Source organism: Nonomuraea recticatena (assembly GCF_039533245.1).
Lineage (GTDB): Bacteria > Actinomycetota > Actinomycetes > Streptosporangiales > Streptosporangiaceae > Nonomuraea > Nonomuraea roseola.
In genome coordinates, this window is the sequence record NZ_BAAATE010000016.1 from 113,231 (window position 1) to 135,110 (window position 21,880).

The following is a 21,880-nucleotide window of genomic DNA, read 5'->3' on the forward strand; positions in this document are numbered from 1 at the left end:
CCGAGGGCGGCGACATCGCTCAGACTGGAGGGCATGCTGCGCAGAAGCCTCTGGTTGCTCGCGCTCGTGGTCGTCGAGGTGCCGCTGGTGCTGCTGTCGGCCCTCGTGCTGCTGGGCTCCTTCACCGTGGGACTGGTCCCGTTCTTCCCGCCCTGCGTGGCGCTGGTCAGGCGCGTGACGCGGCGGACGAGAAAGCTGATGGGCATCGCCGCGCCCTACCATCCTCAGCCGCCGCCTCCGGTGCCGCAGGCCGACGGCTGGTACCGCTCGGATCGCACGCTCTACAAGACGCCCAGGATCCCCGCGTGGAACGACAGGTGGAAGTGGCTGTTCGGCGACCCCTCGACCTGGCGCGACTTTCTGTGGCTGCTGCTCGACCCGGTGGTGAAGCTGGTGCTGGCCGTACCGCTGCTGGTACTGCCAGGGCACACGCAGCGGGTCTACGGGTACTGGGCGGCGTTGCTGCTCGGGCCGACGGCCAAGAGCGAGCTCACGGGGCAGGTGCGCAAACTGTCGGAGTCGCGCACGCTGACCGTGGACTCCCAGGCGGCCGAGATGCGCAGGATCGAGCGCGACCTGCACGACGGCGTGCAGGCCAGGCTGGTCGCGCTCGGCATGACGCTCGGCGCGGTCGAGGAGCTGGTCAGAACCGACCCAGCGGCGGCTGTGGCGCTGCTGGCCAAGGCGCGTGAGGCCTCCGCGGAGACGCTGGTCGAGCTGCGCGGTGTCGTGCGTGGCATCCACCCGCCCGTGCTGGCCGAGCGCGGGCTCGGCGACGCGGTGAAGGCGCTGGCACTGGACAGCCCGCTGCGCACCGACGTCGAGGTGGATCTGCCTGTCAGGCTGCAGACGCCCGTCGAGACCGCGCTGTACTTCGCCATCAGCGAGTTACTGTCCAACGCCGCGAAGCACTCGGGCGCCGACAACGTCATCGTCGACATCAGCCACACCGAGCGCGACGTGGCCGTGATGGTCTGGGACGACGGCGGGGGCGGCGCCGACCCCTCGCGCGGCAGCGGGCTGGACGGCATCGAGCGCAGGCTCGCCGCCTTCGACGGCGTGCTCGCCCTGTCCAGCCCGCAGGGCGGTCCCACGACCGTGGCGATGTCGGTGCCGAAGGTGCTGCCCGAGGAGTACGGCAAGAAGAAGAACCCGATGCCCAGGTGGCAGGCGGCCGTCGTGGTGTTCTGCTGGTCGCTCTCCTGGCTTCCGCTCTTTCCCCAGGGGCTGGTCGCGGGGGTGTTCAAGACGATCGGGTTCGAGCACAGGAGCTGGTTCCTCGCCCTGTACCTTCCTGACTTCTGGCAGTGGCCGGCCATCGTCGGAATGGTGTCGCTCGGCATGCTGATGTACGGCGTGGCCCTGTACCTGCCGATGCGGCATTCGCGTGAACGCTGGATCGCCGAGGCCTCCCCCCGCCGCCCCTGGTTCAGCCGATGCTGAACCGCGTGCTGATCGCCGAAGATCTCTACCTGCTCAGGGAAGGACTGGTCCATCTGCTCCAGGCCCACGGCTTCACGGTCGTGGCCGCCGTCGACGACGGACCCTCGCTGGAACGGGCCCTGATCGAGCTGCGCCCCGACGTCTCGGTGGTGGACGTACGGCTGCCGCCCACCTTCACCGACGAGGGGCTGCAGGCCGCGCTGTCGGCGAGGAAGCAGATTCCCGGGCTGCCGATCCTGGTGCTGTCGCAGCACGTGGAGCAGCTCTACGCCAGGGAGCTGCTGGCCGACGGCTCGGGCGCGGTGGGCTACCTGCTCAAGGACAGGGTCTTCAACGCCTCGCAGTTCGTCGACGCGGTGCGCAGGGTCGCCGAGGGCGGCACCGCCATGGATCCCGAGGTCATCGCCAAGCTGCTGGCCAGCAACGCCAGGCACGAGCCGCTCGGCAGGCTGACGCCGCGCGAGCGCGAGGTGCTGGGCGCGATGGCCGAGGGCAGGTCGAACGCGGCCATCGCCCAGCGCCTCCACCTGAGCGAGAGCGCCGTGGCCAAGCACACGGCCGCCATCTTCACCAAGCTGGATCTGGCGCCCTCCGACGACGACAACCGCAGGGTGCTGGCCGTCCTGGCCTATCTCAACGCCGCGCGCCGCTGAGCCGCCGCGCCTGCGACAGGCCGGTGGCGTCCTTCCGCACGAGTTCGGACACGCACCGTCAGCTTTGTCGGTCGCGCAGGCTACCGTTTGGTGAGAAACCGGCGACGAAGGGATGGCTCAGGTGAAGTTCCGGGTTAACCGCGATGTGCTGGCCGACGCGGTGGCGTGGGCTGCCCGAGTTCTCCCCACCCGCCCTGCCGCTCCCGTGCTCTCCGGCCTGCTCCTCGAGGCGGGGGAGGAGCTCACCCTGTCCGCGTTCGACTACGACGTCTCCGCCCAGGCGCGCGTCGAGGCCGAGGTCGACGAGCCAGGCAAGGTGCTGATCCCCGGCAGGCTGCTCGCCGAGATCAGCCGCAGCCTGCCCCAGGAGCCGGTGCAGATCGTCACCGACGGCGCCGAGGCCGTGCTGACCTGCGGGAGCGCCGAGTTCGGCCTGGTGACGATGCCGGTCGAAGACTTCCCCACGATGCCCCAGATGCCGCCGGCCGTCGGCGCCGTGGGCGGCGGCGTGTTCGCGTCCGCGGTGGGCCAGGTGGCGCCGGCCGCCAGCCGCGACGACACCCTGCCGATGCTGACCGGCATCAGGGTCGACATCGCCGGTGACGCGGTGACCATGGCCGCCACCGACCGCTACCGCATCGGCGCCCGCGACTTCACCTGGCGTCCCTCGCAGCCCGACCTCAACGTCTCGGCGATGGTGCCCGCCAAGGTGCTGGTCGAGGTGGCCAAGTCGCTGCGCGGCGGCGAGGTGTCCATCGCCATGGGCGACGGGGTGGCGGGCTTCGAGAGCGTCGGCAGGAGCACCACGGTCAGGCTGCTCGACGAGCAGTTCATCGACTACCGCGCCAGGCTGGCCGGCGACTGGCCGCTGCGCGCCGACGTGCGGGTCGGCCCGTTCGTCGATGCGATCAAGCGCGTGGCGCTGGTCGCCGAGCGCAACACCCGCGTCAAGCTCTCCTTCACCCAGGGTCAGGTGCTCATCCAGGCGGGCGGGGGAGACGTGGGCAGGGGCGCGGAGGTCGTCGAGTGCGACCTGCGGGGCGACGACATCCAGATCGCCTTCCAGTCGCAGTTCCTGCTCGACGGGCTGATGGGCGTCGACACGGAGTTCGCCCGCGTCAACATGGAGTCCCCGACCCGTCCGGCGCTGATCACCGACGTTCCCGGCGACGCCGCCCCGGCTTTCCACTACCTCGTCATGTCCCTGCGCATCGTCTGATTTCCGACCCTGTACGGCAGGCCACCCCAGCCCCACCCATGGCACGGGGCCGGCGTCCCTCCAGGGATACCGTGAAGGAGAGAAAGCGGCTCACACGTCGGTGAGAGCGATGAGGATGTGCTCCATGCAGGCGTGGCCCGCGCGCTCGGCGGCGGCCGCGTCGCCCGCCGCGATGGCCCTGGCGATCGCGTCGTGCGGGATGTAGCTGCTGTTGAGCGCGTCCATCGAGGTGCCAGCGGCCGTGATGGAGGCGCGCAGGGCGGCGGAGAAGTCCTCGTAGAGGTCGATCAGCACCAGGTTGTGCGTGGCGTGCACCACCGCCATGTGGAAGGCCAGGTCCGACTCGACGAACGCCTCGGGGTCGCCCGCCTCCCACGCCCTGTCACGCTCGGCCAGCCTCGCCTCGATCAGCTTGATGTCGTCGTCGGTCCGCCTGGTGGCCGCCAGCCTCGCCGACTCGACTTCGAGCGCCCGCCGCACCTCGAGGATCTCGAGCTGCTCGGCCTGCCGCAGCCGGCGCAGCATCGCGCCGGACAGCTCGCTGGTCGCCCTGACATAGGTGCCGTCGCCCTGCCTGCACTCCAGCAGCCCTGCATGCGTGAGCGCGCGCACGGCCTCACGGACCGTGTTGCGGCCCACGCCCAGTTGCTCGGCGAGCACGGTCTCGGTGGGGATCTTGCCGTGCATCTGCCACGACCCTGAGGTGATCTGCTCCTTGAGCTGATCGATCACCTGGTCGACGAGCGAAGCTCGCTGCGCCGTACGCAGACTCACAGTCCGCCTCCTCCGGGAAACCAATCATCCTATGAGTCAATGACTGGTAGACCCTAATTATTCCAGACCTGAAAACACAAATCTGGAGCTCCCGGAGGTGCTATTCAACGGGAAATCGGTACGTCGACCTTCACTCCTGCCATGGCGGAACGCACTCCGGCAGCCTCGAGTGCTCTACGATACGCCGCTGTCTGCTCTTCTCTGTGCCCGGCCCTGCCGTACAGGTCGCCGAGCTCCCGCCAGCAGCGGGCGGACTTCCTGTCCGTGCCGTAGACGGGCCCGTGCAGGCTGTCGAGCAGCACCCGTGCCGCACGCAGATGCTCGCCGGCCTCGCGCCCCGCGGCCAGGGCGGCGTCGGCCAGCAGCAGGTGCGCCGTGGCCGGGACCGTTCCTGGAACGTGACGAAGCAGCGCGAGACCATTGGCCCCGAGCTCGGCCGCACCGGTGGCGTCACCTGCGCGAAGTCGCACCCGGCCGTGCACGATCAGACTCTCGGCGTGGTCGGCGACCGTGTCGGCGAAGGCCGACAGGATCCGCGTGGCGGCCACGGCGAACTCCTCGGCCTCCTCGGCGGAGGAGAGGCCGAGCCTGGCCCACTCCATCGCCACGTGCCCGAGGCGCACCGCCAGACGAGTCGGCCGACCTGCGGCGATGGCGTCGTCGGCCAGCCGTACGGCCAGCGCGGAGTCCTCACCCGAGGCGGCCACGATGCTGGCCTTCCACAGCGCGTGGATCTCAGCGGAACGGTCCACAACCTCAGGGAAGCCGGTGGCGGCGAGCACCTGTCGGACGTAGGCCAGCTCGGCGGAGTCGTCGGAGCGGGTCTCGACCAGCGCGGCGGCCAGGTCGACGGCGAGCTCGCCCTGCGTGACGGCAAGCCTGGAGGCCTGCTCGAAGGCGGTGGTGCCGAGGTCGCGAGCGCGCAGGCGGTCGCCGGCCAGGTGGTAGCAGCGCGACAGCGCGACGGTCAGCGGCAGGTCGGCAAGGCGTTCGGGATGAGCGGCTGCCTCCCTACGCAGCCGCTCATAAGCCTCGACCGCAGGACCGAGCCTGCCCTGTGCCTCGAGCGCGCGCGCTCTGCCGAGCCTGGCATGCGCGGCGAGCAGAGCGTTCTCCTCACCGGCGGCCTTGATGATCTCTGTGAAGCGCTCAGCGGCGACGTTGGGGTCGCCGTGACGCAGTTCGAGCTCGGCATGACGAAGGCCGAGCTCGGTGTCGATGCGCTGCCGAGGTTCTATCCCGTGAAGGAGGAACTCGGTGGTGCATCCAAGCCGTTCGGCCAAGAGTCGTGCCACAACCGGAGTCGGCGTGCGCTTGCCCGACTCGATGAGTGAGACGTAACTGTCCGACAGGTCGGGCCCGGCCAGTTGGGCCTGGGACATCCGCCTGTTAAGCCGCAGTCCGCGGACGCGGTCACCGATTGTTCCCTGACTCGGCATCTCATCTCTCAGGGCGGGGAAGGGTCAATGTGTCGCAATGATTGCATGAAGCGACCGAATCGGGTATCCCCACCCGAGAAATCTCTTCACAGAGGGTTAATCGTCCCCTTCGTCCTTGCTCGGGAAAAGCATCTGGCAGACCTCGAGATAAAGGGTCTCGGGATACGGGATGTACTCCACGGTCGACAGCGCCTGGTCCTGACCTGCTGACTCGAGGATGAACTCCCCATAACCGAGCATGCGCCCCAGCAGTGAGCGCTGGAAGCTCATGTCCGTGACTTTCTGTAGTGGCATCATCGCGACTTTGCGCGTGATGAGCCCCGTGGTGAGCAACATCCGCTTCGAGGTCACCACGAAGTAGTCGACCGACCACTCCGCGACTTTCCATACGAAACGGATCAGCAACAGGAGCCAGAGCCACCACACGACGACCAAGGCGGTGCCGCCGCCCTGGTCGCCGAAGAACTTGCTCAGCAGCCCTGCGACGATCAGGCCGCCGAAGACCTCGGCGACCGGACGCAGAAGTACGGCGGGATGCCGCCGTACCATGATGACCTGGTGTTCGTGGGGGAGTAGGTACCGGTTGACCGACGACGGAGCAGAGTCCCCGTGGGTCACAAGTCTCATGCGAGGCTGTTGAAGAATTGAGCTAGCGAGTCGGCCGCGTTGAACACTGTGTCGAACGCGCCTCGTACCGCGTCCGCTGCGTCGGCTGGTCGCGCGAAGAGGTAGTACGCAACGAATGCGATACCACCATACGTGAGGACCTTTTTGACCTGCACTGTCGCCTCCACTACCACGTACCCACTACACCCGCCGTATACATTACCCAGCCAGGTGGCCCGGTAAAGCGCAACAGACCACGACAAGTCTTAAGCGTCACGGGATTTCGATCTTGACTAACCTCGTTCGCTGGCCACCAGCGCGAGGACATGAAGGTGCTTGCGAGCGATCCTCTCGACCAGGCCCGGGTGGGCATAGCCGGTGACCTCGAGCGCGCCGTAGTGCGCGGCCTCGACGCAGCGGGTGACGGTGCTCGCGGAGTGGATCCCCGCGAACTCGTCACGGAGGGCGGACTCGACCTCCGCGTACGGACTCGTGGCTGGCTCGCTCATGGTGCTCCCCGGTATGCGCCGCTCGGAACGCGGTGCCTAAGAGATGCGTTCATCACTCTACGTACCCATGCAACCACAGAATGTAACGAACGCGAGCGCCTAGAGGAGGAAAAGAGCTGATCAGACCACGCCGTAGAGACGGTCTCCCGCGTCCCCCAGACCCGGGACGATGTAGCCGTGCTCGTTCAGGCGCTCGTCGAGCGCCGCGGTGACGACCCTGATCGGCTTGCCTGAGTTGGCGAAGACCTTGTCCATGTAGGCCAGGCCCTCCGGCGCCGCCAGCAGGCACAGCGCGGTCACGTCGACGGCGCCCCTGTCGAACAGGAACTGGATCGCCGCCGCCAGCGTGCCGCCCGTGGCCAGCATCGGGTCCACCACATAGCACTGCCGCCCCGACAGGTCGTCGGGCAGGCGGGTGGCGTAGGTCTCGGCCTGGAGCGTCGACTCGTTGCGGATCATGCCGAGGAAGCCGACCTCCGCCGTGGGCAGCAGCCGCGTCATGCCGTCGAGCATGCCGAGCCCGGCCCGCAGGATGGGCACCACCAGCGGGTACGGCTTGGCCAGCCGTACGCCGTCGGCCGGGGCCACGGGGGTCTGGACGGTCACGTCCGTGACCCGGACGTCGCGGGTGGCCTCGTAGGCCAGGAGAGTCACCAGTTCGTCGGCCAGCCGCCTGAATGTGGGCGAGTCGGTGCGGACGTCGCGCAGCGTGGTCAGCTTGTGTGCGACAAGGGGGTGATCGACGACGAGGGTCTCCATAACGGACAACGCTATCTTGTGTGGAAGGTACCGGCACGTCGCGTACTTGGATTTGATCACAATTTGGTCGGAGGGCCCTACGCTCAGTGGACGGTTCTGGAAGCATTGAAGGTCGTAGAGGCCACGTCGGGTGGGGTGGACGATGACAGACGAAGATGCGCTCGACTTCGCCATCGTGGTCTATCGAGAGGACGAGTGCTGGGACGCCGAGCTGCTTCCCGTCGCACTCACCTCCGATCTCCACGGGTTGATCCACGCGTTGAAGCAGCAGCCGAGCGAGAGCGGGACCATCGGCCTGGTGGCCGTCGGCGACGAGTTCTTCGTGGCGCTGCGCGTGCTGGGCGATCGGGTGGACGTGTTCCTCTCCGACATCGCCGCCTCGTGGGACTACCCGCTGGCGCAGCAGGTCCTCGAATATCTCGACGTCCCGGTCCCCGACGAGGACGAGCTAGACGAGATTCTCCAGGACGAGGACACCGTCCTGCCCGCGGGCGATTTGTCGATCTTCGTGGACCTCGGATTGGACGAGATGGAGCTGGGCATCCTCTCCGGTGACATCGACCTTCACCCCGAGGACGTGCTGTCCAGCATCGCCGCGCGGCTCGGCTTCTCCGAGCCGTTCGAGCGCGCGATCGACTCGGTCTTCGGCTGATCTCGGGAGCACCGGCATGCCCTCCAGCGCCATCTTCTCGGCCGCGTTCGTCAGGACACCCGAAGGGTGGAGCGGCGCGGAGGTCGACCTGAGCGCCGCGGAGATCGTCGACGACCTCGGCGACGCCGTCCAGGAGAGTCTGGGTCTGGTCGGCGACGAGCTCGCGCTGCTGTGCGTCGAGGTCGAGGACGAATGGTTCGCCATCGCCCGCTACAGGGGCGACGAGGAGCCGAGGGTCTTCCTGTCCGACGCGCAGGCGGGCGTGAACGGTCAGCTGGGCGAGCTGTTCGCGGAGTTCGCCGGCGTCGCGCCCGACAAGGAGAGCACCGACCTCGGCGTACGGCCCGCCGGTGACTTCGAGCTGCTGCAGGACTTCGGCGTCAGCAAGGAGGAGCTGCTCGAGCTGAGCATGGAGGAGGGCGTGCTGCCCGCCGACATCCTCTCGATCATCGCCGAGAGGCTCGCCTTCGCCGACGAGCTCGACCGCCTGCGATGAGCCCGCGATGAGCCTGCGAGGAGGCCGCGTGAGCCCGCCATGCGGCGAGCCTGTCGGGCCTGCCGTGCGACCGCGTGGCCAGCGGGTGAGCCTGCGGTGAGCCCAAGCCCGTGGGAGGGCGCCATGCGCCTCGCGCTGGAGCAGGCCGAGCTGGCGGGTCAGCGAGGAGAGGTCCCCGTGGGCGCGGTGGTGGTGGGGCCCCAGCCCGCGGACGTGCTCGCGCGAGCCGGCAACGACAGGGAGTCCAGCCACGACCCCACCGCGCACGCCGAGGTGCTGGCGCTGCGCGGCGCCGCCGCCTCGCTGGGCACCTGGCGGCTGAGCGGCTGCACGCTCGTGGTCACCCTGGAGCCCTGCACGATGTGCGCGGGGGCCGCCGTGCTGGCGCGAGTGGACCGCATCGTCTTCGGGGCCGTCGACGCGAAGGGCGGCGCGGTCGGGTCGCTGTGGGACGTCGTACGCGACCGCCGGCTCAACCATCGGCCCGAGGTGATCCTCGGCGTTCTGGAGGAGGAGTGTTCCTCCACGCTTAAGAAGTTCTTCGCTACTCGGAGAATCCGGTAAGCTCGTCCGCGGTGGTGTCGCCTAGTGGCCGAGGGCGCACGCCTCGAAAGCGTGTGATGGGGCAACTCATCCGTGGGTTCAAATCCCACCACCACCGCCAGACAACTGATCCCGTCCGATCATCTCGATCGGGCGGGATCGTGTCGTTTCCGGGCATGTCGCATCCTGAGGTCAGGAGGGCAGCTCCAGCACCCTGGCGTGCAGGATGGAGCGCTGGTGGAGCGCCGCGCGCAGGGCGCGGTGCAGGCCGTCCTCCAGGTAGAGCTCCCCCCGCCACTGCACGACGTGCGGGAACAGGTCGCCGTAGAAGGTGGAGTCGGCGGCGAGCAGGGAGTGCAGGTCGAGCATGGCCTTGGTGGTGACCAGCGAGTCGAGCCGGACCTGCCTCGGGGGGATCTGAGCCCACTCGCGATTGCTCAGACCGTGTTCGGGATAGGGGCGTCCGTCGCCGACCAACTTGAAGATCACCCCATCGATTTTAGAAGAGAATTCGCATCCCTGCGTTACTCAGCGCTCCCATCGCAGCTCAGATGCCCTTCTTGAAGGTGTCACATGCGGCCGGATCGCCGCTCTGGTAGCCGTTTCCGAACCACGTGACGCGTTGTTCGGAAGTTCCGTGTGTGAACGCCTCCGGGTCGACCCTGCCCTGACTGCGCTCCTGGATCCGGTCGTCCCCGACGGCGGCCGCGGCGTCCAGCGCCTGCTGGATCTCTGCCTGGGTGAACGCCCTCTCGTAGAACCCGGTGTCCACGGCGTGCTTGGCCCAGACCCCGGCGTAACAGTCGGCCTGCAGCTCCAGCTTCACCGCGCCGCTGTCGGGACCCTGGCGGTCCTGGCCCACGCGCTCCATCTGGCCTGTCAGGTTCTGGACGTGGTGACCGTACTCGTGGGCGATGACGTAGGCCTGCGCGAAGGGGCCGCCCTTGGCGCCGAAGTCGCGCTGCAGGGTGTCGAAGAAGGTCAGGTCGAGGTAGACCTGCCGGTCGCTCGGGCAGTAGAAGGGCCCGACGGAGGAGTCGGCGGCGCCGCAGCCGGTGTTGACGGCCTGGGTGAACAGGATCGTCTTGGCTTGCTGGTAGCCGTCGGTGTTCCCCCAGTACTCCTGGATGCTGTTGACCACGCCGACGACCCTGCACTCTTCGGACTGGTCGGCGTCTGCCCCTGTCCTGCACTGCTCGGACAGGTTGGAGGTGGGCTGTAATCCGGCTGGATCACCGCCAGTGATGTTGCCGGGGTTCACCCCGAATATCACGGCCGCGATGAGCGCGATGATGCCGGTGATGCCGCCGCCGATGGCCAGTCCGCCACCGGGGAGGCCGCGGCCGCCGCGCTGCTCGACCTGTGAGGAGTCGAGCTGGGCCTCGTCTCGGAAATCCATGGCCTGGCATCTGCCCTCCAGACCGCGAATCAGTCAGATCCCTCCGGTGAAGGTGTCGCAGCGGGCCGGGTCACCGCTCTTGTAGCCGACGCTGAACCACTTCTCCCGCTGCGCCGAGGTGCCGTGGGTGAAGGCGTCCGGCACGACCCTGCCCTGGGAGCGGCGCTGGATGCTGTCGTCCCCGACGGCCGAGGCCGCGCTGAGCGCCTCGTCGATGTCGGCCTGGGTGAAGGGCTGGGTGTAGAACCCCGTGCGCACGGCGTTGCCGGCCCAGACCCCCGCGTAGCAGTCGGCCTGCAGCTCCAGGCGTACGGCTCCGCTGGTGGCACCCTGCCGGTCGTTGCCGACCCTGTTCATGGTGCCGAGCAGGTGCTGGACGTGGTGACCGTACTCGTGGGCGATGACGTAGGCCTGCGCGAAGGGCCCGCCCTTGGCGCCGAAGTCGCGCTGCAGGGTGTCGAAGAAGGTCAGGTCGAGATACACCTTCTGGTCTCTCGGGCAGTAGAACGGGCCGACGGAGGAGTCGGCCGCCCCGCAGGCGGTGTTGACGGCCCTGGAGAACAGCACGGTCCTGGCGGGGGTGTACGACGTGCGGCCCCTGCCGGTGAAGGCCTGCTTCCAGTAGGCCTGGATGCTGTTGACGGTGCCGACGATGCGGCAGTCCTCCGACTGGTCGGCGTCCGCGCCCGTCCGGCAGCGAGAGGCCAGATTGCCGCTCGGCGAGCCCTGCGGTTCGGGCCTCGACGCCGAAGGGGCGGGGCTCTGCGGCTCGTCGCCGCTGAAGTTCGTCGGCACGATCTGGAAGAGGAACAGCGCGGCCACACCCACCAGAAGGAGCAGGCAGCCGCCGCCCTTCCCGCCGACGGGCAGTACGCAGCCGCCCGGCATCATGCCGCGGCCGCCCCCGCCGCCGCCGCCCGCCTTGGGGCCCGAAGCTCTGACGTCCTCCACCTGCGAGGGGTCGAGCCTGGCGTCGTCGTCGAACTGCATGCCAGTGCCCTTCCCTCGTAACAGATCAGATACTCTCCGTAATCGGACTATGGTGGGCATATGACTGGCGGGCTTATCGGGATCACACTGGTATCTCTCGGCATGGTGCTCACACCAGGCCCGAACATGATTTATCTGATTTCGCGGTCGATCGCGCAGGGACGACGCGCGGGGCTCGTCTCGCTCACGGGCGTGGTCCTCGGGTTCACCATCTACCTGACCGCCACCTGTCTCGGGCTGACTGCGATCTTCGCCCTCGTCCCCGCGGCCTACACCGCGCTGAAGCTGGCGGGCGCGGTCTACCTCGGGTGGCTGGCGTGGAAGGCGCTCAGGCCAGGCGGCGGATCGGTGTTCGAGGCGCGCGAGCTCGAGCACGCCTCGAACCGCAGGCTCTTCTCCATGGGGCTGCTCACGTGCCTGCTCAACCCCAAGATCGCGATTCTCTACCTCTCGCTGCTGCCGCAGTTCATCGACCCCGCGGCGGGAAGCGTCCTGCTGCAGAGCCTCGCGCTCGGATCGGTGCAGATCGTCGTCGCCACCACGATCAACGGCCTGATCGCCATCACCGCGGGCAGCCTGGCGGCCTTCCTCGCCGCCCGCCCGCTGTGGCTGCGGATGCAGCGCTACTTCATGGGCACCGTGCTCGGCGGCATGGCGATCCACCTGGCCACCGACCGCTCCCGCGCCGTCGCGGCGTGAGCGGCTACCAGCGGTGGTGCACCTGCGCGCGGATCCTGCCGTCGTAGATCTCCCGTACGGCCCGCAGCGTCGCCTCGGGTAGTGGGGCCAGCGCCGCGGCCGCCGCGTTGGCCCTGGCCTGCTCGGGAGAGCGGGCCCCTGGGATGACCGTGGTCACGCCTGGCTGCTGGATGACCCAGCGCAGCGCCGCCTGCGCGGGCGTGGCGCCCTCGGGAGCCAGCGCGGCGAACTCCGCGGCCGCCTCGACACCGGTCGCGAAGTCCACGCCCGAGAACGTCTCGCCCTGGTCGAACGACTCGCCGTGGCGGTTGTACGTGCGGTGGTCGTCGGCGGCGAAGACGGTGTCCTTGGTGTACTTGCCCGACAGCAGCCCTGAGGCCAGGGGCACGCGGGCGATGATGCCCACCCCCGCCTCGGCGGCGGCGGGCAGCACCCGCTCGAGCGGCTTGAGCCTGAAGGCGTTGAAGATGATCTGCACGCTGGCCGTCCCCTGCCGGGCGATCGCGGTCAGCGCCTCGTCGCAGGTCTCCACGCTCACCCCGTAGGCGGCGATCCTGCCCTCCTCGACGAGCGTGTCCAGCGCGTCGAAGACCGCGTCGGAGGAGTGGACCGGCGTGGGCGGGCAGTGCAGCTGCACCAGGTCGAGACGGTCCACGCCCAGGTTCGCGCGGGACCTGTCGGTCCAGGCGCGGAAGTTGTCGAGGGTGTAGAGAGCGGGGTCGAGCGCCACCCTGCGGCCCATCTTGGTGGCGACCATGACGCCCGCGTCGGGGCGCTCGCGCAGGTAGGCGCCGATCAGCTGCTCGCTGCGACCGTCGCCGTAGACGTCGGCGGTGTCGAAGAAGGTCACACCCTCCTCGACGGCGGCGTCGAGGACGGCCAGCGCGTCCTTCTCCTCCACCTCGCCCCAGTCGGCGCCGAGCTGCCACGTGCCCAGCCCGACGACTGACACCCTCTGGCCGGTCCTGCCGATGATCCGCTGTTCCATGTCCTCAGCATCGGAGGCGGGGCCGTCGGCTGTCCAATCGGCCTACCTCGGCAGTGCCGACGTCACCGCCGACAGGCAGCGCTCCACCACGGGCCTGGGGTCGAAGGCGTAGGTGCCGTCGCCGAACAGCTCGAAGGTCATGCGCCCGCCGTACCCCCTGCGCTCCAGCGCGGTCAGGTACTCGGCGAGCGGCAGCCGGCCGTCGCCCCACGCCAGGTGGCCCGCGGGACTCCCGTCGACCAGGTGCACGTGCCGCACCCTGTCGCCGAGGGAGTCGAAGTAGTCGTCGACGCTCTCACCCGCCACCGCCATGCCCACGGTGTCGAGGACGGCGCCGACGTTCGACGAGCCGATCTCGTCGAGCATCCTGGCGAGCGTCCGCGAGTCGTTGACGAGGTTCGACTCCACGCGCTGCAGCGGTTCGAGCACGCAGGCCACCCCGAGGGTCTCGGCGTAGGCGGCGATCTCGCCGACCGCGTCGACCGAGCGGCGCCATGCCGCCTCCAGCGGCTCGTCCTCGAAGCCGCGGCCGGGAGTCAGCAGCAGCAGCTCCGCGCCGAGCTCGGCGGCCAGTTCGGCGGCGCGGCGGAACATGGCGATGCTCGCCGCGCGCAGCCAGGTGACGGGCGAGGCCACGTTGACCGGGTACATCACCTGCTCGGGCGTGAGGCAGTGCACGCTCAGGCCGCGCGCCCGCGCGCTCCGGCGTACGGCCCGCGCCTCGGCGTCGCTCACCTGCGGGATGTGGAACTGCGGCGCGATGCCCCACAGCTCCAGCCTCTCGCGCCCCAGAGCGGCGGCGTCGTCGAGGAAGCGCTCGAACGGCAGCTGCTGGTAGGCGAAGTTCGAGCCGGTGAGCTGCTGGAGTGTGAGGGTCATGGGGAGCTCCGTTACTTGCCGATGCCGTCAGAGAGGCCTTTGACGATGTAACGCTGGCCGAAGAAGAAGAGCAGCACCACGGGGACGGCCGCGATCACCATGCCGGCGAAGACGACGGGGTAGTCGGTGCCGTGCTTGCTCATCAGGCTGGTCAGGCCCACGGGAAGAGTCTGCACGCCGCTGCCGCTGGTGAACACCATCGCGAAGAGATACTCGTTCCAGGCGAACAGGACGTGCAGCAGGACCGTCGAGGTGATGATCGGCTTGCTCATGGGCAGGATGATCCGCCAGAAGGCCGTCCACCGGCCCGCGCCGTCCATCTCCGCGGCCTCGTCCACCTCACGCGGAAGGTCGATCATGTAGGCGCGGATGAGGAACGTGGTGAACGGCACGCGGAAGGCGGTGTACAGGATGAGCAGCGCCCAGAAGCTGTTGTACAGCCCCATCGCCTGGAACATCTTCACCAGGGGGACGAGCGCCACGGTGGGGGCGAGCATGAGCCCGCCGAGGATCAGCGCGGTGATCGCCTTGTTGAAGGGGATGGTGACCCTGGTGAGGCCGTAGGCGGCCCACGCGCTGACGAAGACCGTGACGATCGTCGAGGTCACCGTGACCAGCACGCTGGTGGTGAGGTAGTCGCTCACCCCCCTGTTCCACGCCTTCTGGTAGTTCGTGAAGCTCCAGTCGACGGGCAGGGCGAACGGGTTGCCGAACAGCTCGGCGTTGGTCTTGAACCCGTTGAGCACCATCCACAGCAGCGGATAGAGCACGATCACCGCGAGACCCAGCAGGAAAGCCCACATGAACACGCGTGCGATCACGCCGAGAAAGCTCAGGCGCTTCACCATTCCACCCTTCGTCTGCGGGTGACCCACAGCTGCGCCATGGCGATGCCGAGCGTGATCACGAAGATCAGCGTCGCGATCGCCGCGGCGTAGCCGAAGTTGTTGCGGACGAACCCGCTGCGGTAGAGCCACGTGCCCATGACCTGCGTCGAGTTGTTCGGCCCTCCGCTGGTCATGACCATGACCTCGTTGAACACCTGGAACGCCCCCGAGATGGTGACCATCGTCATGAGCCCGGTCATCTCACGCACCAGCGGGACGGTGACGTGGATGAAACGGCGGATCGGCCCGGTGCCGTCGATGGCGGCGGCGCCGTACAGCTCGGAGGGGATGCGCTGGATCGCGACGGCGAACAGCAGGGTGGAGTACCCGAAGCCCTGCCACTGGCTCATCCCGATGATCGCGTACATCGCGGTGCTCTCCTGGCCCAGCCACGACTGGTCGAACAGCCCGAGCCCCACCGCCTGGAAAGCGTGGTTGAGCGGGCCGAGGTTCGGCTCGTACATGAAGTAGAAGAGCAGGCCCGCGACCGTCAGCGAGATCGCCGACGGGATGAAGTAGATGGCCCTGAGGCTGCGCCGCCACCGGTCGCTGCGGATGCTCTCGATGAGCGCGGCCAGCAGCAGCGCGCCGAACACCTGGAAGACGATCGAGATCACCGCGTAGAGCAGGTTGTTCCCGAACGAGGACCAGAAGATCGGGTCGTCGAGGAGCTTGGTGTAGTTGTCGAGCCCGACGTACTCCTGGTCCCCGCTGTAGATGTCCCACTTGAGCGTGCTGAACCCGATGTTCTGCACGAGCGGCAGGTAGACGAACACCCCGACGAGCACGAGGGCGGGGACGACCCACGCGAGCCCGAGCGTCCGCTGGACGATGGCGCGCACCGGACTACTTGGCAGACTCTGAGGCCTGGCGGACGCTCTCGAGCACCTGCTCAGGCTTCTTGCCGCCGCTGATGAGAGCCTCACCGCCGGCCAGCCACGCGTCGGCCACCTCGGGCACCGTCACCATGTCCAGCCAGCTGGCCAGCTCGGGCGCCTTGTTGACCAGTTCGATGCCCTCGAAGACGGCCTTGCTCGAGGTCTCCGGGGTGACGGCGCCGACGACCGTGCTGGGCTGGCCGTACGGGGGAGAGGAGAGGGTCTTCGCGTTCTCCTGCTCGGTGACGAACTTCATGAAGTCGACGGCGAGCGCGGCGCGCGGCGACTTGGCGTTGACCAGGTAGCCCTCCGGCGCCCCCTCGATCACCTTGGGGTTGCCTGCGGCGCCCGCGGGGACCGGCAGCGGGAAGATGCCGAAGTCCTCGGGGGTGATCCCGCGGCCGGCCGTCGCGCTGTCGAACTCCAGGATCTCCTGGTAGTACATGGCGGCCTTGCCGTTGGAGAAGGCCTCCTGGGCCGAGGTGTAGAGCACGCCGTTGGTGCCGCTGCCCGTGTCGGTGCACGTGTCGACCAGGGTCTTGAACTGCTTGAGCGCGGTGACGTAGCCGGGGTCGGCGAGCTTGGCCGTCGAGGGGTGGAAGTCGGCGCGCAGGGTGGCGCTCGGCACGTTGTAGGCGAACAGCTGCTGGAGGTAGTGCAGCGCGGGCCAGCCGTCCTTGTTGCCGAAGGCGATGGGCTCGTAGCCGGCCTTGCGCAGGGTGGCGCAGCTGCTGATGAGCTCCTCGAAGGTGGTGGGCGGCTTGACGCCCGCCTTGGTGAAGGCGGCCTTGTTGTAGCCCATGAACTTGCCGTTGTTGTAGAGCGGGATCCCGTAGTAGCGGCCGTCGTAGGCGAAGGCCGACAGGGAGGCCTTGCTGAAGGTCTTGCCCCACTCGGTGTCAGGGCCGATCACCTTGGTGAGGTCGGCCGCGCGACCGCCGCGGACGTAGTTCTCCGCCCAGTTGCCCGTCCAGGTGAAGTAGATGTCAGGCAGCGCGTCGGAGGCGGTCAGCGTCTTCGACTTGTCCTTGATGCTCTGGTCCGTCTCCTGGATGAGCTCGATCTTCACCCCCGGATGCTTCTTCTCGTAGGCCGCCGCCAGCTTCTCGAAGTACGGGCTCAACGGGTCGCCCGCGAACTTCGTGAGGATGCTGAGCGTGCCGGAGAACTCCGGCTTCGCCGTGACGTCGGCTGCGGGAGCCTCGCCCGAGCCACCGGCACAGCCGGTGAGGGCGAGCGTTCCGAGCAGTGCCGCGAACGTCGTCAGTGGGCGCATGGGCTTCCTTTCTCTCGGGGGGAGAGGGGACCGCCGGTGCAGTGGCACCTCAGATCCGCTTGGTGAGGGCTGACTGTACAGAGGAACTGATACCGGTACCAGACTCAGATCCAAGATCTTTACTATTAGGGCTTTGAACTGCTGTATTGACGTCATCGGTTTCTCTGTGTCAGCGTGAGCCCCGCGTGATACCGGTCTCAGGTTGGCCGCACACTCTCGAAAGGACGCGATGATGCTCGGATTCAACGAGCCCGAATTCCTCTCACAGACGGCGAGCGCGGTGGCCCTGCGCCCCCAGATCGAGGAGCTCGTCGACCGCCTCGTGGACGAGGGGTTCGACAACCTCTTCCTCGTCGGCGCGGGCGGCACCTACGCCCAGATGTGGCCGTACGAGCACCTCGCCAGGCGCGCCTCGAGCCTTCCCGTGCGGTCCGCCATCGCGGCGGAGCTGATCGTTTCGGGTGACGTCACCCTGGGCGAGCGCTCCGTGGTCATCTTCACCTCGGTCTCGGGCACGACCGACGACAGCATCCGCGCCATCGAGTACTGCAAGGCCAGGGGCGCCTACACCGTCGGCTTCACCGGCTACGCCGACTCGCCCATCGCCAAGAGCGTCGACGTGGCTCTCATCTCCGAGCCCAAGACGTGGCCCTTCGACATGCAGATGCTGCTGTTCATGGGACGGCTGCTCGCCCGCAGGGGCGAGTTCGACGGCTACGAGAAGCTCGCCGACGAGCTCGCGGGCATCCCCGGCGTCCTGGTCGAGGTGGCCAAGCAGGCCGAGCCCGTGGCCGCCGCCTTCGCCGAGGCCCACAAGGACTCCGACTACCACTTCCTCGTCGGCGGCGGAAACCTCTGGGGATTCACCTATCTCTACTCGATGTGCATCCTCGAGGAGATGCAGTGGCTGCGCACCACCAGGGTGCACAGCGCGGAGTTCTTCCACGGCTCGCTCGAGCTGATCGAGAAGGACACCAGCGTGATCATCTTCCAGGGTGAGGACGAGACGCGTCCCCTCACCGACAGGGTGGAGGCCTTCGCCAAGCGCGTCTCGGAGGACGTCACCGTCTTCGACACGCGCGACTACCCGCTCGAAGGCATCAGCCCCGAGTTCCGCGGCCTGCTCGCCCCGCTGGTGCTCGACACCGTGCTGAGCAGGGTCAGCAAGCACCTGGAGCGCGTCCGCGACCACTCGCTCGACCTGCGCCGCTACTACCGGGTCATGGAGTACTGAGCCCCTTCTTCATGGGCCGTGGCGGGCGGGATGCACCCGTCCGCGCGTCCCGGTGTCAACGTCCGCACTCCCGCCCGCGCACAGGAGAACCATGAGAGTCCTCGGCTTCGGTGACAACATCGTCGACCGGTTCGTCGACCGCGGCATCGACTATCCGGGCGGCAACAGCGTCAACGTCGCCGTCTACGCGCGCAGGCTCGGCCTCGAGGCCGCCTACCTCGGGGTCTTCGGCGACGACGACCTCGGCGGCTTCCTGCGCGAGGCCATCGCGGCCCAGGGGGTCGCCGTCGACCGCTGCGTGGTGAAGGAGGGGGAGAGCGGCGTCTCCACCCTGCGCGTCGACGACGGCGACCGGATCTTCCTCGGGTGGAACGGCGGCGGCGTCACGGTCAGCGAGCCGCTGGTGCTCGAAGGCGACCTGCTCGACTACGTGTCGTCCTTCGACCTGGTCCACTCGAGCGTCTACTCCCGCAGCGAGAGCGAGCTGCCCAAGCTGGCGGGGCGCGGTCCGCTCGTGAGCTTCGACCTCTCCAGCGAGGAGGAGTTCCGCACCCCCTCCTACCTCGACCGCGTCTGCCCGCACGCCGACCTGGTGCTGCTGTCGTGCTCCCACCTCGACGAGTCCGCCACGCGCGCCCTGCTGGCCGAGGCCGTACGGCGGGGCGCGCGCATGGCGCTCGCCACCCGAGGTGTGGACGGGGCGATCGCCCACGACGGCCGCGTCACGGTGGCGGCGCCGGCGCGCGCCGTGGAGCAGGAGCAGGTCGTCGACACCATGGGCTGCGGCGACGCCTTCCTGGCCGGCTTCGCCGTCTCGCTGCTGCGCGGCGGCTGGTCGGCTGTCGCGACCTCTGCGGTGTCGCCGGCCGCCGCGGGCTCGCCGGGGGAGGCCGCGATCGAGCGGGCTCTGCACGACGGCGCCGCGGCAGCGTACGAGCAGTGCTTCGTCGAAGGAGCCTTCGGCCACGGCAGAGCCGCGGAAAGACCTCCCGTGGCTAGCATGTGGCGAGCCGCCGAACACGAGAGATGAGGGACGCCATCCATGCCAGCTGACCGGGGCCGTGCGGCGGGGCCGCCGACGATCTCCGAAGTGGCCGCCGAGGCGGGTGTCGGCCGTGCCACGGCGGCCAGGACACTCGGCGGGTATGGGTACGTCAGCCCCGAGCTGCGCGAGCGGGTGCTCGCGGCGGCCGAGAAGCTCGGCTACCGCGCCAACGCGCTCGCCCGCAGCATGTCGACGGGGGTGAGTCACACCCTCGGGGTGATCGTCGCCGACATCGGCAACCCCTTCTTCGCCGGTGTCGTGCGCGGCATCTCCGACACCTCGCGCGCCAGGGGCTTCGACACGATCGTGCTGAGCACGTACGAGGAGCTCGGCGAGGAGGTGGCGGCCACGAACGTGCTCATCGACAAGCGCGTCGACGGCGTCATCATCGCCTCGGCCGCGGTCGACCGTACGGAGGTGGCCCACATCAAGGCGGCGATGGACCGCGGCATCCCCGTCGTCCTCGTCGACCGCGCGGTCTCCTCGCTCGACCTCGACGCGGTCGTCATCGACAACCGCGACGCGGCGAGGGAGGGGGTGGAGATGCTCATCGCGGCGGGCCACCGCCGTATCGGGTTCGTGTGGGGCCCGCCGCTCGCGCAGGCCCCCGCCACCCGGCGCGGGCTGCTCACCGCCGCCTCCCGCAACCTGTGGACGGACGGCGAGCGCCTACGCGGCTACCTCGACGCTCTCGACGACGCGCGCATCCCCTTCGACCCTGACCTGGTGATGGTCGGACGCAAGACGGAGGAGCGGGTGCCGGGGGAGGTCGCCAGGATGCTGGCCCTTCCCGACCGCATCACCGCGGTGTTCTGCACCGAGACCGACGCGGTGACAGGCGCGCTGCGCGCCTTCAGGACGGCGGGGCTGTCCTGCCCGCGTGACGTCGCGCTGATCGGCTTCGACGACAGCTCGTGGGCGGCGGTCATGGAGCCGCCCCTCACGATGATCGAGCAGCCCGTGCACGAACTGGGCGCGAAGGCGGCCGAGGTGCTGCTCGACACCATCGCGGGAGCCGAGCCCCGCAGGGAGATGCACACGCTGCGCTCCCGCCTCATCGTCCGCTCCTCCGTGGCCCCGCCGGCCGGCGTCTGAGCCGGGTTGGCGGGGCGGCCCCCTCGCGTCCTAGTCTCGCCTCCATGCCGAAGGTCTTGGTCACCGGGATGTCGGGCACGGGCAAGTCGACCGCTCTGGAGGTCCTGGCCTCACGAGGGCACAGGACCGTCGACACGGACGACGACCGATGGAGCCACTGGGTCACCCTGCCCGACGGGTCGTCCGACTGGGTGTGGCGCGAGGAGGCCATCGCCGAGCTGCTCGACGGCCACACCACGGGCAGCCTGTTCGTGGCCGGGTGCAAGTCCAACCAGGGGAAGTTCTACTCCCGCTTCGACCATGTCGTCCTGCTGAGCGCGCCCGCCGAGGTGATGCTCGCGAGGATCGCCACCAGGACCAACAATCCGTACGGCAAGCGGCCGGAGGAGCGCGAGGCCGTCCTGCGCGACCTGGCCGACGTCGAGCCGCTGCTGCGCGCCACCTCGACCCTCGAGATCGACACCAGGGTGCCGCTCGACAGCGTCGTCCGCCGCCTGGAGGAGCTCGCCTGACCCCTGGATCTCTCCGCCGGCAAGAAAGCCCCCGCCCCCTGAGCCCGCTCCCGGGGCTCGTCACCGACGCCGCCGAAACCGCTCGTAGGCCTCGTTCACCTGATCGAGGAGGTCGACGAGTTCGAGACGATGTTTCTTACGCGCTAGGGGCAGGTCCAGGGCCAGGCAGAGGTCGCGCGCTCGTGTGGGCCAGGCCGGTGTTGGTCATGAGGGTGAAAATCTGCTGGTAGGCGGGGTGGTCGGGGACCGCAGGGAGCCGGTATGCGGCGGGGGTGCTGGGTCACGCGCATAGTGGACATACCACCGACATACCGCCCATCCCTAAAGTGGCCCTTCGTCCGTACCGAATCACCCCAGACGAAAGGGCGTCATGCGAGTGACAGGCATACTTCGGAAGACCGCGATCTTCGGAGCTCTGGGGGTGGCTTTGTCGATCATGCCCACGGCCGGCGTCTCGGCCTCGGCGACCTCCGCCTCGGGGCAGCGGGAGCTCAATGACAGCTGCGTAGAGTGGGACGACTACGAAGGGCAGGTCAGGGTCTTCTACACGCCGAACGGCTACGCTGACGTTGTCGACGAGATCAAGTACTGGCTGGGCACCAAGAACAACAGGGACCTTGGCAAGAAGAGCAACGTGAGATTGAGGATCCGCGAGTCCCTGGCCGATCGGCCCGACAAGACGCTGTGGGAGTGGAATTCCGGAGACAACGTCAAGCCGGGCTGGCACAAAGAGAAGACCTGGCGGCAGGTGGAGTACAAGAAGAGGTGGCACGTCGACGCCAAGTTCGTCTTCGATGTCGGCGGCATCGACCCGAAGTGCACCGCCACCACCGGTAAGGCCTGACGCCACGTGACGGGTGTGCGGCGGGCGGCGCGGCACACCCTCTCTCCCAGGAGCAGAATCT

Annotated in this window: 25 protein-coding genes and 1 tRNA gene; 13 read left to right on the top strand and 13 right to left on the bottom strand. The window is 68.5% G+C overall.

Going from position 1 to position 21,880, the window contains the following annotated elements; genetic code table 11:
• Window positions 1-33: 33 nt before the first annotated feature.
• From ABFX50_RS28080 to dnaN, 3 genes are all read left to right on the top strand, one after another.
• Entirely contained in the window at window positions 34-1,443 is a 1,410-nt protein-coding gene (locus tag ABFX50_RS28080; protein ID WP_346150346.1) for a sensor histidine kinase, read from the top strand.
• Window positions 1,437-2,096: a response regulator gene (locus tag ABFX50_RS28085; protein WP_183653283.1), complete on the top strand. Its 660-nt coding sequence runs from the start codon at window positions 1,437-1,439 to the stop codon at window positions 2,094-2,096. Before ABFX50_RS28080 ends, ABFX50_RS28085 begins: the two co-directional genes overlap by 7 nt.
• A 121-nt stretch (window positions 2,097-2,217) precedes the next feature.
• Window positions 2,218-3,315 carry a DNA polymerase III subunit beta gene (dnaN, locus tag ABFX50_RS28090; protein ID WP_346150348.1) on the top strand — a complete coding sequence of 366 codons (1,098 nt, stop codon included), beginning with the start codon at window positions 2,218-2,220 and terminating at the stop codon, window positions 3,313-3,315.
• Window positions 3,316-3,405: 90 nt separating this feature from the next.
• On the opposite strand, the gene ABFX50_RS28095 is transcribed toward dnaN, so the two are convergent.
• The 5 genes from ABFX50_RS28095 to upp all read right to left on the bottom strand — a co-directional run bounded on the left by ABFX50_RS28095 (window position 3,406) and on the right by upp (window position 7,402).
• A complete protein-coding gene (locus tag ABFX50_RS28095) occupies window positions 3,406-4,089 on the bottom strand; it encodes a FadR/GntR family transcriptional regulator (RefSeq protein ID WP_183653291.1) in 684 nt (227 codons plus the stop codon).
• Window positions 4,090-4,193: 104 nt separating this feature from the next.
• On the bottom strand, window positions 4,194-5,528 hold the full coding sequence (locus ABFX50_RS28100; protein WP_346150351.1) for a helix-turn-helix domain-containing protein: 1,335 nt from the start codon (window positions 5,526-5,528) through the stop codon (window positions 4,194-4,196).
• 96 nt (window positions 5,529-5,624) lie between these two features.
• Window positions 5,625-6,155, bottom strand: a complete 531-nt coding sequence (locus tag ABFX50_RS28105) for a PH domain-containing protein (RefSeq protein WP_346127627.1) — start codon at window positions 6,153-6,155, stop codon at window positions 5,625-5,627.
• A 272-nt stretch (window positions 6,156-6,427) separates the two neighbouring features.
• A complete protein-coding gene (locus ABFX50_RS28110; RefSeq protein ID WP_183653294.1) occupies window positions 6,428-6,643 on the bottom strand; it encodes a hypothetical protein in 216 nt (71 codons plus the stop codon).
• Window positions 6,644-6,763: 120 nt separating this feature from the next.
• Window positions 6,764-7,402 carry a uracil phosphoribosyltransferase gene (gene upp / locus ABFX50_RS28115; RefSeq protein ID WP_183653297.1) on the bottom strand — a complete coding sequence of 213 codons (639 nt, stop codon included), beginning with the start codon at window positions 7,400-7,402 and terminating at the stop codon, window positions 6,764-6,766.
• A gap of 142 nt (window positions 7,403-7,544) precedes the next feature.
• Here upp and ABFX50_RS28120 point away from each other — a divergent pair, with 142 nt between their 5' ends.
• The 4 genes from ABFX50_RS28120 to ABFX50_RS28135 all read left to right on the top strand — a co-directional run bounded on the left by ABFX50_RS28120 (window position 7,545) and on the right by ABFX50_RS28135 (window position 9,214).
• Complete coding sequence (locus tag ABFX50_RS28120) at window positions 7,545-8,054, top strand: tRNA adenosine deaminase-associated protein (RefSeq protein WP_183653300.1); 510 nt, start codon at window positions 7,545-7,547, stop codon at window positions 8,052-8,054.
• Between the two features lie 16 nt (window positions 8,055-8,070).
• Window positions 8,071-8,550, top strand: coding sequence for a tRNA adenosine deaminase-associated protein (locus tag ABFX50_RS28125; RefSeq protein ID WP_183653303.1), 480 nt, complete (start codon window positions 8,071-8,073; stop codon window positions 8,548-8,550).
• Window positions 8,551-8,673: 123 nt separating this feature from the next.
• Window positions 8,674-9,114: a tRNA adenosine(34) deaminase TadA gene (tadA, locus tag ABFX50_RS28130; RefSeq protein WP_346150355.1), complete on the top strand. Its 441-nt coding sequence runs from the start codon at window positions 8,674-8,676 to the stop codon at window positions 9,112-9,114.
• A 10-nt stretch (window positions 9,115-9,124) separates the two neighbouring features.
• A tRNA-Ser gene (locus tag ABFX50_RS28135) sits at window positions 9,125-9,214 on the top strand.
• Window positions 9,215-9,285: 71 nt separating this feature from the next.
• Here ABFX50_RS28135 and ABFX50_RS28140 read toward each other — a convergent pair.
• From ABFX50_RS28140 to ypfJ (ABFX50_RS28150), 3 genes are read right to left on the bottom strand one after another with little or no spacing between them, the layout of a single operon-like run.
• On the bottom strand, window positions 9,286-9,582 hold the full coding sequence (locus ABFX50_RS28140) for a type II toxin-antitoxin system VapB family antitoxin (RefSeq protein WP_183653309.1): 297 nt from the start codon (window positions 9,580-9,582) through the stop codon (window positions 9,286-9,288).
• A 58-nt stretch (window positions 9,583-9,640) separates the two neighbouring features.
• Window positions 9,641-10,492, bottom strand: coding sequence for a KPN_02809 family neutral zinc metallopeptidase (ypfJ, locus tag ABFX50_RS28145; protein ID WP_183653312.1), 852 nt, complete (start codon window positions 10,490-10,492; stop codon window positions 9,641-9,643).
• 33 nt (window positions 10,493-10,525) lie between these two features.
• Window positions 10,526-11,482, bottom strand: a complete 957-nt coding sequence (gene ypfJ / locus ABFX50_RS28150; RefSeq protein ID WP_346150357.1) for a KPN_02809 family neutral zinc metallopeptidase — start codon at window positions 11,480-11,482, stop codon at window positions 10,526-10,528.
• 102 nt (window positions 11,483-11,584) lie between these two features.
• Between ypfJ (ABFX50_RS28150) and ABFX50_RS28155 the strand changes: the two genes are divergently transcribed.
• Window positions 11,585-12,181 carry a LysE family translocator gene (locus ABFX50_RS28155; protein WP_281388443.1) on the top strand — a complete coding sequence of 199 codons (597 nt, stop codon included), beginning with the start codon at window positions 11,585-11,587 and terminating at the stop codon, window positions 12,179-12,181.
• Window positions 12,182-12,185: 4 nt separating this feature from the next.
• Here ABFX50_RS28155 and ABFX50_RS28160 read toward each other — a convergent pair whose 3' ends face one another.
• The 5 genes from ABFX50_RS28160 to ABFX50_RS28180 are packed head-to-tail and all read right to left on the bottom strand — an operon-like array spanning window position 12,186 to window position 17,089.
• Complete coding sequence (locus ABFX50_RS28160; protein ID WP_346150359.1) at window positions 12,186-13,169, bottom strand: aldo/keto reductase; 984 nt, start codon at window positions 13,167-13,169, stop codon at window positions 12,186-12,188.
• Window positions 13,170-13,211: 42 nt separating this feature from the next.
• Window positions 13,212-14,048, bottom strand: coding sequence for a sugar phosphate isomerase/epimerase family protein (locus tag ABFX50_RS28165; protein WP_346150361.1), 837 nt, complete (start codon window positions 14,046-14,048; stop codon window positions 13,212-13,214).
• 11 nt (window positions 14,049-14,059) lie between these two features.
• A complete protein-coding gene (locus ABFX50_RS28170) occupies window positions 14,060-14,869 on the bottom strand; it encodes a carbohydrate ABC transporter permease (protein WP_312895739.1) in 810 nt (269 codons plus the stop codon).
• 20 nt (window positions 14,870-14,889) lie between these two features.
• On the bottom strand, window positions 14,890-15,777 hold the full coding sequence (locus tag ABFX50_RS28175) for a carbohydrate ABC transporter permease (RefSeq protein ID WP_312895740.1): 888 nt from the start codon (window positions 15,775-15,777) through the stop codon (window positions 14,890-14,892).
• A gap of 4 nt (window positions 15,778-15,781) precedes the next feature.
• A complete protein-coding gene (locus ABFX50_RS28180) occupies window positions 15,782-17,089 on the bottom strand; it encodes an ABC transporter substrate-binding protein (RefSeq protein WP_183653331.1) in 1,308 nt (435 codons plus the stop codon).
• Between the two features lie 229 nt (window positions 17,090-17,318).
• On the opposite strand from ABFX50_RS28180, the gene ABFX50_RS28185 reads away from it, so the two are divergent.
• From ABFX50_RS28185 to ABFX50_RS28205, 5 genes are all read left to right on the top strand, one after another.
• Window positions 17,319-18,323 carry an SIS domain-containing protein gene (locus tag ABFX50_RS28185; RefSeq protein ID WP_346127658.1) on the top strand — a complete coding sequence of 335 codons (1,005 nt, stop codon included), beginning with the start codon at window positions 17,319-17,321 and terminating at the stop codon, window positions 18,321-18,323.
• A 91-nt stretch (window positions 18,324-18,414) separates the two neighbouring features.
• Window positions 18,415-19,353, top strand: coding sequence for a PfkB family carbohydrate kinase (locus tag ABFX50_RS28190; protein ID WP_346150364.1), 939 nt, complete (start codon window positions 18,415-18,417; stop codon window positions 19,351-19,353).
• A gap of 12 nt (window positions 19,354-19,365) precedes the next feature.
• Window positions 19,366-20,463 (top strand): LacI family DNA-binding transcriptional regulator, encoded by a 1,098-nt coding sequence (locus tag ABFX50_RS28195; protein ID WP_183653341.1) that lies wholly within the window; start codon window positions 19,366-19,368, stop codon window positions 20,461-20,463.
• A gap of 44 nt (window positions 20,464-20,507) precedes the next feature.
• Entirely contained in the window at window positions 20,508-20,975 is a 468-nt protein-coding gene (locus ABFX50_RS28200) for an AAA family ATPase (protein ID WP_346150366.1), read from the top strand.
• Between the two features lie 421 nt (window positions 20,976-21,396).
• Window positions 21,397-21,819, top strand: coding sequence for a hypothetical protein (locus ABFX50_RS28205; RefSeq protein ID WP_346150368.1), 423 nt, complete (start codon window positions 21,397-21,399; stop codon window positions 21,817-21,819).
• Window positions 21,820-21,880: the final 61 nt, after the last annotated feature.

Excerpts from the sequence above, each read along its gene's own strand:
- ypfJ (WP_183653312.1), bottom strand. The coding sequence starts at position 10,492 with ATGGATTTCCGAGACGAGGCCCAGCTCGACTCCTCACAGGTCGAGCAG.
- ABFX50_RS28180 (WP_183653331.1), bottom strand. The coding sequence starts at position 17,089 with ATGCGCCCACTGACGACGTTCGCGGCACTGCTCGGAACGCTCGCCCTC.
- ABFX50_RS28110 (WP_183653294.1), bottom strand. The coding sequence starts at position 6,643 with ATGAGCGAGCCAGCCACGAGTCCGTACGCGGAGGTCGAGTCCGCCCTC.
- ABFX50_RS28085 (WP_183653283.1), top strand. The coding sequence starts at position 1,437 with ATGCTGAACCGCGTGCTGATCGCCGAAGATCTCTACCTGCTCAGGGAA.
- ABFX50_RS28160 (WP_346150359.1), bottom strand. The coding sequence starts at position 13,169 with ATGGAACAGCGGATCATCGGCAGGACCGGCCAGAGGGTGTCAGTCGTC.
- upp (WP_183653297.1), bottom strand. The coding sequence starts at position 7,402 with ATGGAGACCCTCGTCGTCGATCACCCCCTTGTCGCACACAAGCTGACC.
- ABFX50_RS28105 (WP_346127627.1), bottom strand. The coding sequence starts at position 6,155 with ATGAGACTTGTGACCCACGGGGACTCTGCTCCGTCGTCGGTCAACCGG.
- ABFX50_RS28200 (WP_346150366.1), top strand. The coding sequence starts at position 20,508 with ATGCCGAAGGTCTTGGTCACCGGGATGTCGGGCACGGGCAAGTCGACC.
- ypfJ (WP_346150357.1), bottom strand. The coding sequence starts at position 11,482 with ATGCAGTTCGACGACGACGCCAGGCTCGACCCCTCGCAGGTGGAGGAC.
- ABFX50_RS28120 (WP_183653300.1), top strand. The coding sequence starts at position 7,545 with ATGACAGACGAAGATGCGCTCGACTTCGCCATCGTGGTCTATCGAGAG.
- ABFX50_RS28195 (WP_183653341.1), top strand. The coding sequence starts at position 19,366 with ATGCCAGCTGACCGGGGCCGTGCGGCGGGGCCGCCGACGATCTCCGAA.
- ABFX50_RS28155 (WP_281388443.1), top strand. The coding sequence starts at position 11,585 with ATGGTGCTCACACCAGGCCCGAACATGATTTATCTGATTTCGCGGTCG.
- ABFX50_RS28185 (WP_346127658.1), top strand. The coding sequence starts at position 17,319 with ATGATGCTCGGATTCAACGAGCCCGAATTCCTCTCACAGACGGCGAGC.
- ABFX50_RS28080 (WP_346150346.1), top strand. The coding sequence starts at position 34 with ATGCTGCGCAGAAGCCTCTGGTTGCTCGCGCTCGTGGTCGTCGAGGTG.
- ABFX50_RS28125 (WP_183653303.1), top strand. The coding sequence starts at position 8,071 with ATGCCCTCCAGCGCCATCTTCTCGGCCGCGTTCGTCAGGACACCCGAA.
- tadA (WP_346150355.1), top strand. The coding sequence starts at position 8,674 with ATGCGCCTCGCGCTGGAGCAGGCCGAGCTGGCGGGTCAGCGAGGAGAG.
- ABFX50_RS28190 (WP_346150364.1), top strand. The coding sequence starts at position 18,415 with ATGAGAGTCCTCGGCTTCGGTGACAACATCGTCGACCGGTTCGTCGAC.
- ABFX50_RS28165 (WP_346150361.1), bottom strand. The coding sequence starts at position 14,048 with ATGACCCTCACACTCCAGCAGCTCACCGGCTCGAACTTCGCCTACCAG.
- ABFX50_RS28100 (WP_346150351.1), bottom strand. The coding sequence starts at position 5,528 with ATGCCGAGTCAGGGAACAATCGGTGACCGCGTCCGCGGACTGCGGCTT.